This window comes from Caldimonas brevitalea (assembly GCF_001017435.1).
Lineage (GTDB): Bacteria > Pseudomonadota > Gammaproteobacteria > Burkholderiales > Burkholderiaceae_C > Caldimonas > Caldimonas brevitalea.
In genome coordinates this window covers 691,837-707,316 of the sequence record NZ_CP011371.1, presented here as the reverse complement: position 1 = coordinate 707,316, position 15,480 = coordinate 691,837, and the positions used below count along the sequence as shown (strand labels likewise).

5 protein-coding genes and 3 pseudogenes are annotated in these 15,480 nt (G+C 64.6%); all 8 read right to left on the bottom strand.

What is annotated here, in order from left to right:
* Positions 1-110: 110 nt before the first annotated feature.
* The gene (locus AAW51_RS03100; RefSeq protein ID WP_053013287.1) at positions 111-1,049 is read right to left on the bottom strand and encodes an alpha/beta fold hydrolase; all 939 of its coding nucleotides are present in this window, start codon (positions 1,047-1,049) and stop codon (positions 111-113) included.
* 2 nt (positions 1,050-1,051) lie between these two features.
* A complete protein-coding gene (locus tag AAW51_RS03095; protein WP_053013286.1) occupies positions 1,052-1,936 on the bottom strand; it encodes an SDR family oxidoreductase in 885 nt (294 codons plus the stop codon).
* Between the two features lie 16 nt (positions 1,937-1,952).
* Positions 1,953-2,432: a PaaI family thioesterase gene (locus tag AAW51_RS27785; RefSeq protein ID WP_083438031.1), complete on the bottom strand. Its 480-nt coding sequence runs from the start codon at positions 2,430-2,432 to the stop codon at positions 1,953-1,955.
* Complete coding sequence (locus AAW51_RS03085; protein ID WP_053013284.1) at positions 2,429-4,030, bottom strand: NAD(P)/FAD-dependent oxidoreductase; 1,602 nt, start codon at positions 4,028-4,030, stop codon at positions 2,429-2,431. The genes AAW51_RS27785 and AAW51_RS03085 overlap by 4 nt, the downstream gene beginning before the upstream one ends.
* Positions 4,031-4,046: 16 nt before the next feature.
* The gene (locus AAW51_RS03080; protein ID WP_047193440.1) at positions 4,047-12,524 is read right to left on the bottom strand and encodes a type I polyketide synthase; all 8,478 of its coding nucleotides are present in this window, start codon (positions 12,522-12,524) and stop codon (positions 4,047-4,049) included.
* A 682-nt stretch (positions 12,525-13,206) separates the two neighbouring features.
* A pseudogene (locus AAW51_RS03075) lies at positions 13,207-14,346 on the bottom strand (transposase); the annotation flags it as partial.
* Between the two features lie 91 nt (positions 14,347-14,437).
* Positions 14,438-14,746 (bottom strand): annotated as a pseudogene (locus AAW51_RS03065) (integrase core domain-containing protein); the annotation flags it as partial.
* A 2-nt stretch (positions 14,747-14,748) separates the two neighbouring features.
* Positions 14,749-15,030, bottom strand: a pseudogene (locus tag AAW51_RS28910) (helix-turn-helix domain-containing protein); the annotation flags it as partial.
* Between the last annotated feature and the right edge of the window lie 450 nt (positions 15,031-15,480).

The window sequence follows — 15,480 nt, the reverse complement described above, 5'->3', positions numbered from 1 at the left end:
CTCATTGGCAGAGATATCTTTCCGCATCGAATCGGCGCGTCAGCCAGCGAAAGAGGAAGGTGAAGCTGGACCCAGTGGTGGTGATCTTGCCGCTGCGGCTGCTCCCGATGTCATGCTCGGTTGGCCTCCAGGAAGTCCGAGAGGATGCGAGCCAGCGCCCGCGGTGCGTCGGTTTGTACGTTGTGGCCGGCGTTTTCCACGCGAACCCACCGTCCCGATACGAGTTCGCGCACGAGTTGCTCCGCATCCTCGTCACGGAAGACGTCGCTCGACGCTCCGCGCACGACCAGCGTCGGGCATTGGATGCGCCGAACGTCCGTCCACAGCTTGGCGGCGCCGGCGGCCATGTCGCGCGCTTTCGCGCGGCGCCAGCGGCGCTGGTCGTATTGCCATGTCCAGGTGCCGTTCGGCAGGCGCCGCAAGTTGTGCAGCAGCCGGAATCGAAGCACGCGCTGCTGCCTGGGCGAATTCATCTGCTCCGCGCCCGAGACGAAATGATTGATGGCTTCGAGTTCGTCGGCGCTGATCATGAATCGCCGAATGCGCTCGGCAGCTGCGACGTCGATCTTCGGCCCGACATCGACCAGCACGAGCCCGTTCATCTGGAGGCTGCGGCGCCCGGCATAGACGATCGCGCTCAAGCCGCCCAGCGACATTCCGACGAGCGCGAAGTCCTCGAGCCCCAGGGCGTCCACGAACGCCTCCAGGTCGGCCACCTCGGCCTCGACGCTGTAGTCGCAGTCCGCGGACCAGTCGCTCTCGCCGTGGCCGCGCAGGTCCAGCGCCAGGCAGTGGTAGCGCTCGCGCAGCGACAGGCAAACCAGGTCCCAGGTATGCGCGTTGAGGCCGCCGCCATGAAGAAAAATCAGCGGCCGCCCGTTGGGTCCCCAATCGAGATAGCGGAACCGCATCGACCCCAGCATGATCCGGCGCACGGCCGGCGCCACGAGATCGATGTTGCCGAAGCCGGCCAATTCCGTCGCCAGCCGCAGGTTCTCCAGGTAGTCGTGTACCGCATGCGGCACGACACGGTCGTCGAGGCAATCCACGGTCAGGTCGCAGCCTGTGCGCGCCGCTGCGCTTGCGCCGCCATGTCCTTGAACAGGGCCAGATTCATCGCCGCTGGCCGGCTGCCCTCGACGACGCTGTAGCGGCTGAAGTCGACGACGCCGCCGTATTCGCCCAGGACGTCCTCGTCGATCAGTGCCTGTCCCGTGAACGTACGGCAGTCCTGCGCCAGGATCAGCATCACCGCATCGACAAGGATGTCGCTTCGCCGCCAGTCGTCGGGACGCCCAAGCCCGAAGGTGGTGGTGACCGCGGACTCGATCAACGTACGGGGCCACAGCGAATTGCATGCGATGCCCGTTCCTTTCAGCTCGTCGCCAAGGCCGTGCGCCATCAGCGTCGCACCCAGCTTGGAAGTGAGGTAGGCGATCATTCCGGATGAGTTCGTAGCCTGCTGCAGTAAGGGCGGCCCCATGTTGACGATGTGCCCCCAGCTGTTGGCGGCCATGTGCGGTAGACACAGGCGGGCAAGCAGGAACGGCGCCCTGAAGTTGACGTCCAGGACCAAGTCCAGGCGACTCTCGTCGGTATCGGCCAGCGACCGTAGCCAGATCGCTCCCGCGTTGTTGATCAGGATGTCGATACGGCCGTAGTCCGCGAGGGCCGTATCGACCACACGTTGGAGATCCGCGTGAAGGCGCACGTCGCACTGAACGGCGCTGGCCGTGCCGCCCGCCTCGCGTATTTCCCGCACGGTGTCGTGGATCGTGCCCGGCAGGCGGGGATGCGGCTGCGCTGTCTTGGAGGCCACCACAACGCGAGTTCCTGCTCCGGCCAGGCGCAGTGCGATGGCCTTGCCAATTCCGCGGCTTGCGCCGGTCACGATCGCCACCTTGCCTTCAAGTTCGGCAGTTTTCATGGATTGCATGCGTGCGCTCCCGGTCTCAGCCCATGGGGATCAGGTTGCTGGTGGAAGTGGCGACGAGCTGGCCCTCCTTATCAAAGGCTTCCGCCGTCATGTGCACCGCCCGTCGGCCGAGCCTGCGGATACGCACGTCGATCAGAATGCTTTCCCCCACCGCGATGGGCCTCACGAAGCTTGTCGCGATGTCGATGCTGGTCGTCGGGCCCGCCGCGGCATAGCACAGCGGTGCCATCAGGTTGTCGAACAGCGCGCTGAGGAACCCGCCTTGCAATTGCCCGAGCGGGTTCGCATACTGCAGCGGGACAACGATTTCGCCCACCAGCTTTTCGCCCGGAACATACTCGACGTAGCGCGCCGGCGCCTCGCGCGCACACTTGGGCGGCAGTTCCAGCTCGATCCCCTTGGGCAGCGGAAAGCTGCGCAGCTTGTCGAAGAACGCCTCGACGATCTGGTCGTGATCGGTCAGAGTTTGAGTCTCCATGTCGGTCTCCTGATTCATTGGGGAATGGGTTGGTCGTGCATCGCCGTCACGACCGGCTCAACGTCGGCATCCGCGGCCGGCATCGCGCCGCGCGCCACGGCGGCCTCCCGCAGAATCTGGTCGGCCCATTCGCCGAAGCGCCGAACGTGCGCGCGCATGTCGGAGAAGCATTCTTCGGGCGTCTTGTCCTTGATCAGTTCCAGGTGCAGCCCCGCGCAGATCGGCGTCTTGCTGTATTCCACGAAGGTGTAGCGTTCCGGCTCGACAGCAGCCGGCGCCCATTCCAGGAAGGCCGCCTGTACGCGCTGGTTCAGCGCCAGGTACTGCTGCGCGATCTCGTGGAATTCGTTGAGCGCGCCGGCGTCGGTGAGGAGTTCGCGGAACATCATCTGGCACGGCAACGCCCAGTAGAAGCAGGTGTCCCACAAGACTTTTGTGAACATCACCGGTGCCGAACCGAAGGCTTTGTACAAGCCACGATACAGCACGAGATAGTTGCCCGCGACGTCGTCGAGAACGAAGCGGTTGAAGCGCGAGACGGCCTCCTCGGTCAGCTGCCCCGCGTGATCCATCTCGATCATCTTCACGGCGATGGTGTTGGTGTAGCCGATGAAATCGCTGCCCGGGCTGTAGAAGGCGTCCAGGAACAGCGCGGCCTCGCCCACGCACGCCCAGCGGCGGTGCGAGAAGATCTGGTCGGCGTGATAGCTGGCGTTCTTGATCACGCGGAAATCCAGAGGCTCCCCGTCCTGCAGGAAGGTCGCCAGTGTCGGCTCGTACCGGCGCAACCATTCGAGCGAGCTTTCGTAGGTGTTGTACCCCCTGATCGGGTGGATGGCCTCGTCGGTCACGATGCCGATGCTGGTGTGGCCCGACACCAGCGGGATCATCCAGACCCAGTAGCCGTACCCCATCAGGTGATTGGTGGAGAACCAGCGGCGTTCCTGGTGCGGCGGTTTCCACAGCGGTGTCGCAGGCCCTGCCATCTTCTCGATGTCGTACTCGCCCTTCATGCGCCACCAGGCGGCGCTGATGTGGTGGCCGTTCTCGCGGCCCAGGTTGAGTTTTTGATGCAACAGGCGGCGCCTTCCAGTCGCGTCGACCATGAAACGGCACTGCAGGGTGCGCGCCGCCTTGGCGGCGTCCAGCAAGTGAACGATGTGCGGCTCCTCGCCGGCGGCCAGGTCGACATCGGTCACCACGGCGTTCTCGATCAGGGTGACGCCCGGTGTCGCGGAGACCATCCTGCGCAGGTCGTTCTCGAACACGCCGCGGTCGATCTGGTACGAAGGCACGCGCGGGAACTTGCGCGCGCCCAGCTCGGGTCGTTCCTGGAACGGCGCTTTCGGATCGCCGAAGAACAGGCGCAAGCCCAGCTTGTGGAGTTGCGCCTTGTTGAAATAACCCTGCAGCCCGAGGTAGTCGGTGAAATAGTGCGCTCCGCCCTCGACGGTGGCTTCGCCCACCTTGTGCGCCGCCGGCGGCAGCGGCCCCGCAACCTTTTCCAGCACGGCGATCGACAGCTGCGGCTGCGCGCGCTGCAGCTGCCGAGCACAGGTCAGGCCGGCCAGCCCGCCGCCGCAGATGATGACGTCGTAAGACTCTTGCATCTTCATGGTGTGCTTTCTTCGGTCAGTGCGCGGCCACGTGGCCGGACGGCTCGGCCGCAAGGGCAGAGGAGAAGCTGGGCAGGGTTCGCTCTTCCAGCTCACGTCGGATGGTTTCGATCGGCCGGCGGTCCCGGCCCTTGATGAACAGATGCTCGCCGGGCACTTGCACGAACGAGAACGCGCCGCTCGTGACGTCGCGCCAGGAATACAGTTGCCCCGGATTGAACAAGGCGTCCTCGGTGCCCAGCATGCAGGTGATCGGGCAGCGCAGACGCTCGCTGTGCGTGTGGCGATACAAGCCCAGCATCTTCAGTTCGGCACGCATCGCGGGCATCAGCGGTGCCAGCCGCTGGCTGTCGGCGACCAGCTCGGGCGCGACCAGCCGGTTGCGCGTCAGCACGTTGAGTACGTCGGCGTCCGTCACGTTGTCGAGCGTGTAGTTTCCGTCGATGCCTTCCAGGCCTTGGACGTATTGCTCAACGAGGGCCGGTGCCGGCCAGCCCGCGATGACGAGCTTGAGCGGCGTCTCGTCGAAATTCGCCTGCAGGTAGTGGGCAACCTCGTAGGCGATCAGGCTGCCCATGCAATGGCCGTAGATCGCGAAACCCCGGTCCAGATACGGGAGTATGTTTTCCGCGATCGCCTTGACAAGAGTGGGCATGTCGTCGATCGGCTTCTCGTCCACGCGGTTGCCGCGGCCGGGATACTGGACGGCCATGATTTCGAACGCCGATCCCATCTCGTCCGGCCAGCTGTTGAACACCGTGGCCCCGCCGCCCACGAACGGGAAGGTCAGCACGCGCATCGTCGCGTTCTCCGAATTCAACCGCGGCCAATGCACCCACGGATTGGTCGGAGTGCCGTCCGTCGACGGGCCCTCGTCCTCCCGCGCCGGCGCCTTGTCGCCGCTCACCAACGAGCGAAGTTCGGCGGCCAGTTGCGCGATGGTCGGCCCGCGCATCAAGCCCATCGTCGGGAAATCGGTGCCCAGCTCGGTGGCGATCCAGTTGCGGATCTGGCCGGCCATCAGCGAATCCATGCCCAGATTGGTCAGCGACACCGTGTTGTCCAACTGCTCCGGAGGCATGTCGAACACCTTGGCGATCTGCCGCGCGAGCGCCGCCTGAAGCACCTTGACGGCGTCGGCCTCGGCAAGTCCACGCAACTCTTCGAGGATGCCGGACGAGCCGCGCTGGCCGGCGCCGCTGCCTGACTCCTGTGCGATCAGCTGCCGGAAGCGCTCGGTGCTGTTCACGACCGGGATGATGCTGGCCATCTTGACCCAATCGATGGAGAACACCGACGCTGTGGCCGCCTTGTAGGTCAGGCACTCCTCGATCACATGGAAGGCACGCTCGGGCGTGACCGGCCGCCATCCCAGGCGCGCGAGCGTGTCGATCTTCGTGCGCGCCACGTAGCCCACGTCGCTGATCACGCCCCAGTTCACGGTGAGCGCCGGCAGGCCCAGCGCGTGGCGGTGTTTGGCCAGTGCGTCGAGAAAGGCATTGGCCGCCGCGTAGTTGCCCTGGCCGGGCGTGCCGACGACGTAACTCATCGACGAATACAGCACGAACTGCTCGATGGGGTGGTCCAGCGTCAGCTTGTGCAGGTTCCACGCGCCATCCACCTTCGGTGCGACGACGTTGCGGAACTGCTGCTCGCCCATCATCGCCAGCGGCGTGTCGTCCAGCACCATGGCCGCGTGATAGACGCCGCGCAGCGGCGGCAGCGAGCGCAGCCGGGACAGCAGCGCCTTGACCGCGCCCTCGTCGGCGCAATCGGCCTGCTCCAGGATCACATTCGCGCCGCGCGCGCTCATCTGCGCCAGTGCCGGCTGCTCTTCGGCCGACACGGTGCCGCGCCGGCTCGCCAGCACGACCGTGCGCGCGCCGCGCTCCACCATCCATTGCGCGGTTCGAAGGCCGAATCCGCTCACGCCTCCGGTGATGAGGTAGGTGCCGTCCTCGCGGAACAAGGCCTGCCTGGACTCCGGCGGTACGACGGCGACCGCTTCATCGTCGCCAAAAGTCACCACGACCTTGCCGGTGTGCTTGGCGCCCGACATGTAGCGAAAGGCCGTTTCGATGTCAGCGGCGGGGAAGGCCGTCTGAGGCAGGGGCCGCAACACGTGGTCGCGGACCCGTTCCATGAACTGCGTGAACACGTCCGCGCACAACGCCGGGTCCTCGAGCAGCAGTTTGTCGATGTCGACCGCGGCATAACTGAGGTTCCGCTCGAACGGCTTGAGGCCCAGCTTGTAGTTGTCGTGAACATCCTGCTTGCCGATTTCGACGAAGCGGCCACCGGCACGCAGCAGGCTCAGGCTCAGCGGAATGAATTCGCCGCGCAGCGAGTTCAGGACCAGGTCCACGCCGGGTCCCTTGCTGTCGTATTGCGTCGCCGCCCGAAGCTCGTTGCCGAATTCCAGGGAACGCGAATCGAAAACCTCGCTCACGCCCAGCGACTTGAGATATTGCCGCTTCTCCGGCCGGCCCGCGGTGGCATAGACCTGCGCGCCCGCATCCAGCGCGATCTGGATGGCTGCCAGACCGACACCGCCGGCACCCGCGTGGATCAGCACCCGATCGCCCGAACGCAGCCGGCCGACATTGACCAGTGCGTGGTACGCGGTGAGGAAAGCCATGGGCAGGGTTGTGCCTTCGGCCGCGCTCATCGTGGTGGGGATTCGCATCGCGTACTGGGCGCGGGTCGTGACGTAGGAGCCAAAGCAGCCCACCGCGAAGGCGCAGACGCGGTCTCCCACGCGCAGCTGCGAGACGCCGGCGCCGACCCGCGTCACTTCGCCGCTGCACTCGACGCCGAGGTTGGGTCCATAGAAGCCGCCCAGCGTCGCGCTGTCGGACAGCAACCCGAGGGCCAGCATGACGTCGCGGAAATTGAGCGCCGTCGCATGTACGCGAATCTCGACTTCGCCTTCTTGCGGCGCCACCCGTTCGGCGCGCTCGTACTGGAGATTGCGCAGGTCGCCGCCTTCTCGCAGCGGCAGGCGGAACACGCTTTGTCCGACCCGCACGTGCTCGCCGGCCGACGCCCTGAGGTCGTCATGGGACACGCGGCCCAGCCGGTGCACATAGCGCTGCCCTGTGCGGAAGGCCACCTCCTCCTCGTGTTTCGATCCGGTCGCGAATTCTTGGACGAGCAGCGCGGCATCCGCGCCGGGGGCGCTGTGCGGATCGAGATCGATGATCTTCGCCGGCACGTCGGCTTGCTCGCAGAGCAGCACGCGCAACATGCCCCAGCTGGGTGTCTGCAGCAACGAGAGCGTCTCCCACTGGCCTGCTTCCGGTGCGACCGACTGTGCCCCCCGCGTTGCGATCCAGAACCGGGGACGTGCATTCCATTCTGTCTTGCCGTAGGCCTGCAGTAGCGCGATGGCGCTGTAGCAGCCTGCCTGCTCGGCTTGCGCCAGTTGCGCCGCCGACGGTTCGGCCGTCACGAAATCCAGATTCCACAGGTGCAGCAGCCCCGCGCAACCATGTTTCGACTGCGCGACTTCGCCGAGCACGCGCGCGAGTTCGTCCACGTCGGTGGGATCGACCACCACCTCGTTCTCGCTCTCCCAGCGATAGGCATTGCCGCGTCGCACGATGACGCTGCCGGCACCGCACTCGCCCAGGCTCTCGATGAAGCGCTGCCCCACGCCCTGCCCGTCGTCCAGCACGACCCATGCGCCTTCGGGAACGGCGTCGTCCTCCCGTGGCAACGCGATGTCGGGCATCTGCGCGACGATCACGGGGTTGCCCGATTCCGTCTCGTCCCGGGTATCGGAGAGCAGCGCGCTGCCCGCGAATCCGAGCGATTGCAGGAACGTGCGCCAGCGAGTCTCGGTGAGCAGCGGGTAGTCAGGCCGCAGCGCCGAGTCGGTGAATTTCCACCAGCCCTCCGTCGTGCCGAAGCTGAGGTCGACCCAATGGGGCGGCGGGTAGACGGCTTCAATCACCAGCAGATGACCGCCGGCGGTCAGCAGCCGCTTGGCCTGGTTCATCGTCTGGGTGAGGTCGGGCGTGGCGTGCAGGACGTTGGAAGCCACCACCAGGTCGTAGTAGTGCAGCCTGAAGCCCTGCGCCTCGACGTCCTTTTCGATATCCAGTTCGCGGTATTCGATGAAGTCGTATTGGCGAAAGCGCTCTTTCGCCTTGCCGAGGAACAGCTGTCCGATATCGGTGAAAGCATATTCGGCGCGATCCGCCGGCAACTGCGGCAGCAGGTGCGCGGTGACGCCACCGGTCCCCGCGCCGATTTCCAGCACGCGGAACGGGCGATCGGCCGGCAGATCGACGAGCATGCGCTTCAAGGCCTCGCGCGCCAGCCGGTTGCACTTCGCCGCCGAGAAAGAGTTGTCGTACAGCTCCGCCACGCCGGAGTATTCGGATTCCCTGAAGATCAGTTCGACCGGGTCCACCTTGCCTGTGAGTATTCCGGCCTGGTGCTGCCCGCAACGCTCCAGCAACCGGTATTCGGTGGCGAAGGCCGGATGCTGGACGCGCAGGGCTTGCAACGCCTGCGCGGTGTTCCTGCGTTCCGGGACGCGCTTGACGGCCCAGTCGTCGCCTCTTTGTTCGAGGATGCCGTAGTTCGCGAGTATCGACAGCACGCGGTCGAAGTAGCGCAGGCGCGGCGCGGCGATCGCCAAGCGCTCGGCGGCGTCGGCGGTGGTGAAGCACGCCCCGGGTTCGAACCGATAGCCCATGTCGTGGAGCGCCTCGGTCAGGTAGTCCACGCAGAGCTGGTTGATCTTGGGCGCCGCGACGTCGTGGAACTCGCGGTTGATCGCAGATTCCCGCAACTCGTCGATGATCGGCTGCATGGCGGCTTCGATCTGCTCGACCCCGGGCAGGAAGTCCGCCGGCAGCCGGCGCGCGGTGGGGTTGAGGCGACGGGTCCAGGTGAAGTCGTACACCCATTGCATGATCGCGCGCCGCTCGTCCTTCTGGAGGTTCAAGGCCTTGCTCTTGAATCCCTCCCACCGGATCACCGGCTTGCCGTCGCCATTGAAGACGACGAAGGAGCCCTCGCCGAAGTCGCGGTCCGCCTGCGGCGCCATCTGGCCGTAACTCCACACTTCGTTTTCCGGCTTGCCGTAGTAGGTGACGCGAGCGATGTTCACCGGCAGATAGATCGTCTTCAAGTCGCTGCTGGTGCCCACCGCGACCGACAAGGCCTGGATGCCGGAGTCCAGTATCCCCGGAAATATGCAGTGGCGCCCCGCGCTCTCCAGCACCATCTCGGGCGTGTTCATGCGCGTCAGGGACTTGCCGTCAGTGCGCCAGAGGCCGGTGATCGGCTTGAAAGTCGGCCCCAATTCCAGGCCGTTTTTCTCGTTGCGCCGATACATGTCATCGGGCGTGATTTCCTCATCGCAGATCCGCTGCAACTCGGCGAGATCGATGCGCTCGTTGTGGTCGGGCAGCTGCGGCAGGACGCAGCCGGTGACATGCAGGCTCCATTCGTTCTGGTCGGGCTGGCGGGCATGGACCGTGAACGTCTTGTCGGGCCGCAAGACGAGTTGCAGCGTGAGCGGCGGCCTGTCCTCATAGATGAACAGCGCCTTGCGGAACTGGATGTCCTCGAGGCAGAACGCGGCGTCGCCGTAGATCTCCGAAAAGCAGCCCAGGGCCATGTCCACGTAACCCGCAGCCGGGAAGACGATAGGCCCCTGGACGCAATGGTCCTTCATCCAGGTGATGCGGCGACCGTCCAGCTCCACTTCCCAGACGTGCCGGTTCGGTTCGTCGGACGGGGGGATGTAGCGTCCACGCAGCGGGTGCGCCGCGGGCGGGTGGCGGGTGGCGCGCGAGGCCTCGGACTCGGTCCAGTGTCGTTCGCGCTGCCACGGATACATGGGCAGCTGCACTCTGTAGGCCGGAGCTTCGACCGTGGCCGCCAGGTCTAGGGGGACGCCGGCCACATGCAGCTGGGCCGCCGAGCGCAGCATGGCCTCCCGTTCGGGTTTGCGCCGGACCAGCGACGAGGTCACCAGGCCCTTGGTCTTGACGCGCGACATGAGTTCCGAGATCGACGCCGTATGGATGGGATGGGCCCCCACTTCGATGAAGACCTGGTGCCCGTCTTCCAGCTGTGTGGTCACGGTGGGGGCGAAGAGCACCGGCTCGCGGATGTTGCGCCACCAGTAGTCCTGCGTCAGTTCCAGCGCCGCGATGCGCCTTCCGGTCACCGTCGAATACATCGGTATCCGAGGCTGCATGGAATGGATGTCCGCCAGGCAGCTGCGCACTTCCGCCTCCAGCGGGTCCATGTGGTGGCTGTGGAAGGCGACATTGACACGCAGCAGCTGCGCAAAAACCTGCTGCTCGGACAGCATGGCCGCGATGCGGTTGAGCGGCTCCGGATCTCCGGAGAGCGCAACGGACTGCAAGCCGTTCACGGCACCGATGGAGACTTCACCTGGGTAGCGGGCCGCCAGGGCCTCGGCCTCGGCCTGCGCCATGCCGATGGCGAGCATCGCGCCTTTGCCCGCCGCCTGCTGCTGGATGCGGCTGCGATGGAAGATCACCTTGATCGCATCCTCGAAGCTCAACGCGCCGCTGACATAGGAAGCGGCGACTTCGCCAATGCTGTGTCCGATCACCGCGTCGGGCTCGACGCCCCACGAACGCCACAGTGCCGCCAGCCCGATCTGCAGGGCAAACAGCGCGGGTTGGGCGACGCGCGTTTCGCCGATTCTGCTCTGTGTTTCGGTCGCTCGGAATTCATCCAGAAGCCGCCAGTCGGCATGCTTGGCGAGTTCCTGGTCGCAGCGCTCGATCACGTCGCGGAAGACCGGCTCGGACTGCAGCAGTTCCCGTCCCATGCCCCACCATTGCGGACCTTGGCCGGAGAACACGAAGACCTTGCGTGCCGATGCCATCTCGGGGAGCTTTTGCCCGGCCTGCACGGCGTCGACCGACTCGCCGGCCAGAATCGATCGCAAGCCGCTGATCAACGCCTGCGCGGAACTGCCGACGACGGCCAGGCGGTGGTCGTACGACGACTTGTAGCGCGCTGCGCAATAACTGAGATCGTTTAGGCGAAGGGCCTCCCCCTCGCCTCCCATCTGTTCGATGTAGCGCTGCACATAGGCGTTGAGGGCCGCCTTGGATTTCGCGCTGATGGGAAGCACCCACGGCCCGGCAAGCGCAGGGTCGCTTCGCCCGGGCGGCATGGGCTCGGGCGGATTTGCCGCCTCCTGCAAGACCGCATGCGCATTGGCGCCGCCGAATCCGAAGGAATTGACGCCGGCCAGGCGAGGACCGTCGGCGACGTATTCTTCCGCCTCGGTCGGCAACCGCAACTTGAGTTCGTCAAAGGGAATGCCCGGATTGGGCTGTTCCAGGTGCAAGTTGCCCGGAATGGTCTTGTGCTTCAGGACCAGGCAGGCCTTGATCAGGCCGGCGATGCCGGCGGCCGACTCGAGGTGGCCGATATTGGTCTTCACCGCACCGACGACGCAGGGCTTGGCCGGATCGCGCCCCCGCGACAGCGCCCGGCCCAATGCCGACGCTTCGATCGGATCGCCAGCGGCCGTGCCAGTGCCATGCGCCTCGACGTACTGAATCTGCGACGGCTCGATGCCGGCGTCGGCGCAGGCGTCGCGCAACAAGCGTTCTTGGGCTTCGCGGCTGGGCAGTGAAATCCCGGCGGTGCGGCCATCCTGGTTGCTGGCCGTGCCGCGGATGACGGCCCAGATCCTGTCGCCGTCGGCCTGCGCCTCGGACAGCCGTTTCAGGATCACGACACCCGCGCCCTCACTGCGCACGTAGCCGTTGGCCCGGCTGTCGAACGCCTTGCAGCGGCCGTCGGGCGACAGAAAGGAGCCGTGGCTGAATCCGATGGTCGTGTTCGGGTTGATCAGCAGGTTCACGCCGCCGACGATGGCCAGCGGCGACTCGCCGGAGCGGATGCTCTGGCAGGCCAGGTGCACCGCCACCAGCGAGGAGGAGCAGGCCGTGTCCACCGCCACGCTCGGCCCCCGCAGGTCCAGGAGGTAGGAGACCCGGTTGGCAATGATGCAGTTGGTGACGCCGCTCATCGTGTGCGTGTCCAGCGAATAGCGATTGAGCGGATTGAGCTGGATGATCCCGTGGTCGTGCCCGGAGGTGCCGACGAAGACCGCGGTGGGCGTCTGCGCCAAATGCTCCGGCTTGATGCCGGCGTCCTCCAGCGCCTCCCAGGTCGTTTCGAGGAACAGGCGCTGTTGCGGGTCCATGCGCGCGGCTTCGCGCGGCGTCATGCCGAAGAAGGCGGCATCGAATGTTTCGACGTCCTGGGTGATGAAGCCGCCACGCCGCGTGATCATGTGGCCGGGTTCGGCGGAGTCGCGGTGGTAGTAGTCGTCAATCGACCAACGGGTGCGCGGCACTTCCGAGACACCGTCGACCTTTCCGAGCAGCATGCGCCAGAACTCGTCTGGGCTGTTGGCGCCGCCGGGAAAACGGCAGCCGATCCCGATGATCGCGACCGGCTCGCCCGGAGGGCGCATCGCCGCTGCTGTCGCTGTTCCGTCCGTTTCTCTCGATTTCATTTGCCCCGCCTCACCTGATCAGTTGACGAACAAAACGCGTTGCTGGAACGCGCCGTGGGACTTCATGCAGAGTCAGAACAGCTTCTCACCAACTTCATGAGAAATACTATTTGTGAAATCGGGGAACGCATCCTGCTAAAGATGCCAAAATCCTCGCACCCTATCAAAACTGATAGGTACGTATGCAAATATTTAAATGCGGACGAGGCGAAGCATCGGTTGCACTAGCACGCTTCCCAGCTATCAAGAGAAGTAGTGATTCTTCCTGCTTGCAATCGAGGGAGCGGCGCAAGAGCACACACCTTCATGATGCATGCACAGGGCAATGGCGAGGCGTCATCAAAGTGTCATACGCGAGGTATACGGCTTGCGCGCAGTGTCGGCGGGGTGGATTGCCTGCGAATAAGATTGGCGAAATTCAGGAGTCGAACACCGATTGACGTTGGTCCGTTTTTTTGACACACCCCAAAACCGGTCGACTGTATCGTTTGAAGTGGAAGTACTGCGGCGCGATGAATCGACGTACTTCCACTTCACCGGCTTGGGTTGCTTGTTGTATTGACGGATGTAGTGACCAGCCCCCTTCCGCCGTGCCAGTCATTGGGAAGGCGTCCGATTTAATGACCCTGCACCCGATTCAGTACCGCTCGGAAGTAGAACTTTCCGGCTCCTCTGACATCGCCGCAGCCGCCTGCAGGCGGCTGCGGCGGGCGAATTCGGTCGGCGTGGCCCACTCCAGCGCGGAGTGTGGACGGCTCTCGTTGTAGTCCCGGCGCCAAGCCTCAATCTTGGCCCGGGCATCGTCTAGTGACAAGAACCAGTGCTCGTTCAGGCACTCCTGGCGCAGCCGCCCGTTGAAGCTCTCGACGTTAGCGTTGTCGGTGGGCTTGCCCGGTCGGCTGAAGTCCAGTTCGATGCTGCGCTCGTAGGCCCACTTGTCCATTGCCTTGGAGATGAACTCGCTGCCGTTGTCGGTCTTGATCGTCTGCGGCAGTCCGCGGTCGGTCACGATGGTGCTGAGCACGCGCACCACGTCCTCACCCTTCAGGCTCTGTCCCACCTCGATGGCCAGGCACTCCCGTGTGTACAGATCGACGACCGTGAGCATTCGAAGCTTGCGTCCGTCGAACAGGTTGTCGGCCACGAAGTCCATACTCCATATCTCGTTGATCGCGTGGGCCAACTTCTTGGGCTGGCGCAGCTTCGCGGCCTTGTTCCTCTTGGGGCGCTTGAGCCGCAGCGACAGCCCTTCGTCTCTGTAGAGGCGATACACCCGCTTGACGTTGTCGAGATGGCCTTCGCGACGCAGCAGTACGTGAACACGACGGTAGCCATAGTGCAAACCGCGTGCTGGTGATCTCCTTGATGCGCATTCGCAGCACAGTCTCGTCCTTCTTGACCGGCTTGTAGAAGAAGCTGCCCTGCGACACGTTGACCACGCGCATGGCGTTGCGCTGGCTGCAGCCAAACAGTCCCATCAGCTCGGGCACCAATTTTCGTCGCCGCGAAGGCCCTAAACTTTTTTTGCGACGATGTGCTGCAGCATCGCCTTGTCCAGGCTCAGGTCGGCCACGATCTGCTTGAGCTTGCGGTTCTCTTCTTCAAGCTGGTGCATGCGCCGCAGCTCCGACGGGCCCACACCCGCGTACTTCTGGCGCCACTTGTAGAAGGTCGCGCTGCTGATACCCATCTTCCGACACACGTCCTCGACGCTGATGCCCAGCTCCGCCTGCTTCAGCGCGTAGGCCATCTGCTCCTCGGTGAACTTGCTCTTCCTCATCGCATGACCTTCCAGGCCCATTTAAGGCCTCATCATGCCGGTCCATTCTGTTACCGAACGGTACGGAAACCTGGGACAGGGTCATTAAAGGTTACTTGATCTCTGTCGACGCTGTTGGCTGTTGAGCAGCACTGCCCGCATGCTGGCGGTGCAGCTCCGCGAAGCGAGCGGGTGGGATGCGACCGATGCTGCTGTGCGGTCGCACCTCGCTGTAGTCGCGCCTCCAGTGCGCGATGGCCTGCCGCGCCTGCTGCTGGGCCTGGAACCAATGCTCATTCAGGCACTCGTCCCGGAACTTGCCGTTGAAGCTCTCGATGTAGCCGTTCTGCATCGGATCGCCGGGCTGGATCAACAGGTGTCGTACAAGATGCTCGATGGTCCAGGCAATGAATGCGCGGCTGGGCCGATCACATCGGCCGACTTGGATTCGAAGTCCGGGTCATTGGAGCCGACGTAGCCTTCCAAGCGGTGCGGCTTGATGCCGTGCGTGGCCCAGATGCGCGCCACGCTCGTGTGCGAAATGGCGCCGCCCAGTTCCGCAGCGAGCTTGCGAGACGACCAGTGCGTCGAGCCATCCGAAGGCTTGCGCTTGGTCGTCCACTCCAGAACGCGCGCCTCCAGTCGTGCAGTCACCTTGTAGGGTTCGCGCCCTGCGTGGCGGGCGAATAGCCCGGCCAATCTTTCCTGGGGTCGCACGATCATCGCCAGCGGATAGAAGCGGCTCACGTTGCCGTCGATCTTCGGAATGTCGATCAGATCTTCAGGCGCCAGCTGCGACCCCAGCAGCGAGACGCACTCCAGCCCGAGTTGTCGGGCGAACGGCTCCACCAGCGAGCTCTTGCCGACACCGGGCTGGCAGTCGCAATGTTCAGTAGAAATTCGTGGATCTGCTTGATCGAAAGCGTGAATTGCGGGCTCATGGTTGTCTTGTGTTCGTCAGCCGTGTGTCGAGTGGAACCGCTTGCTGGCGTTCGACATCTCGGTGTTCTGTCGGCTGCCTGTGCAGCTTCTGCCAAGGAGCCCTGCCCCTTGCGTCAACTTCGCCCGCCGCGTGAGAAACGCCACGGAGGTGCGCGCCCGTAGCAACAGCAGCACTTGGCGCAAGTTGTGGCGCGGATAACACGAGGTCTCGAC

Bases quoted from the DNA above. Each gene is read 5' to 3' on its own strand.
- AAW51_RS03095 (WP_053013286.1), bottom strand. From the start codon at position 1,936: ATGCAATCCATGAAAACTGCCGAACTTGAAGGCAAGGTGGCGATCGTG.
- AAW51_RS27785 (WP_083438031.1), bottom strand. From the start codon at position 2,432: ATGAATCAGGAGACCGACATGGAGACTCAAACTCTGACCGATCACGAC.
- AAW51_RS03085 (WP_053013284.1), bottom strand. From the start codon at position 4,030: ATGAAGATGCAAGAGTCTTACGACGTCATCATCTGCGGCGGCGGGCTG.
- AAW51_RS03080 (WP_047193440.1), bottom strand. From the start codon at position 12,524: ATGCGCCCTCCGGGCGAGCCGGTCGCGATCATCGGGATCGGCTGCCGT.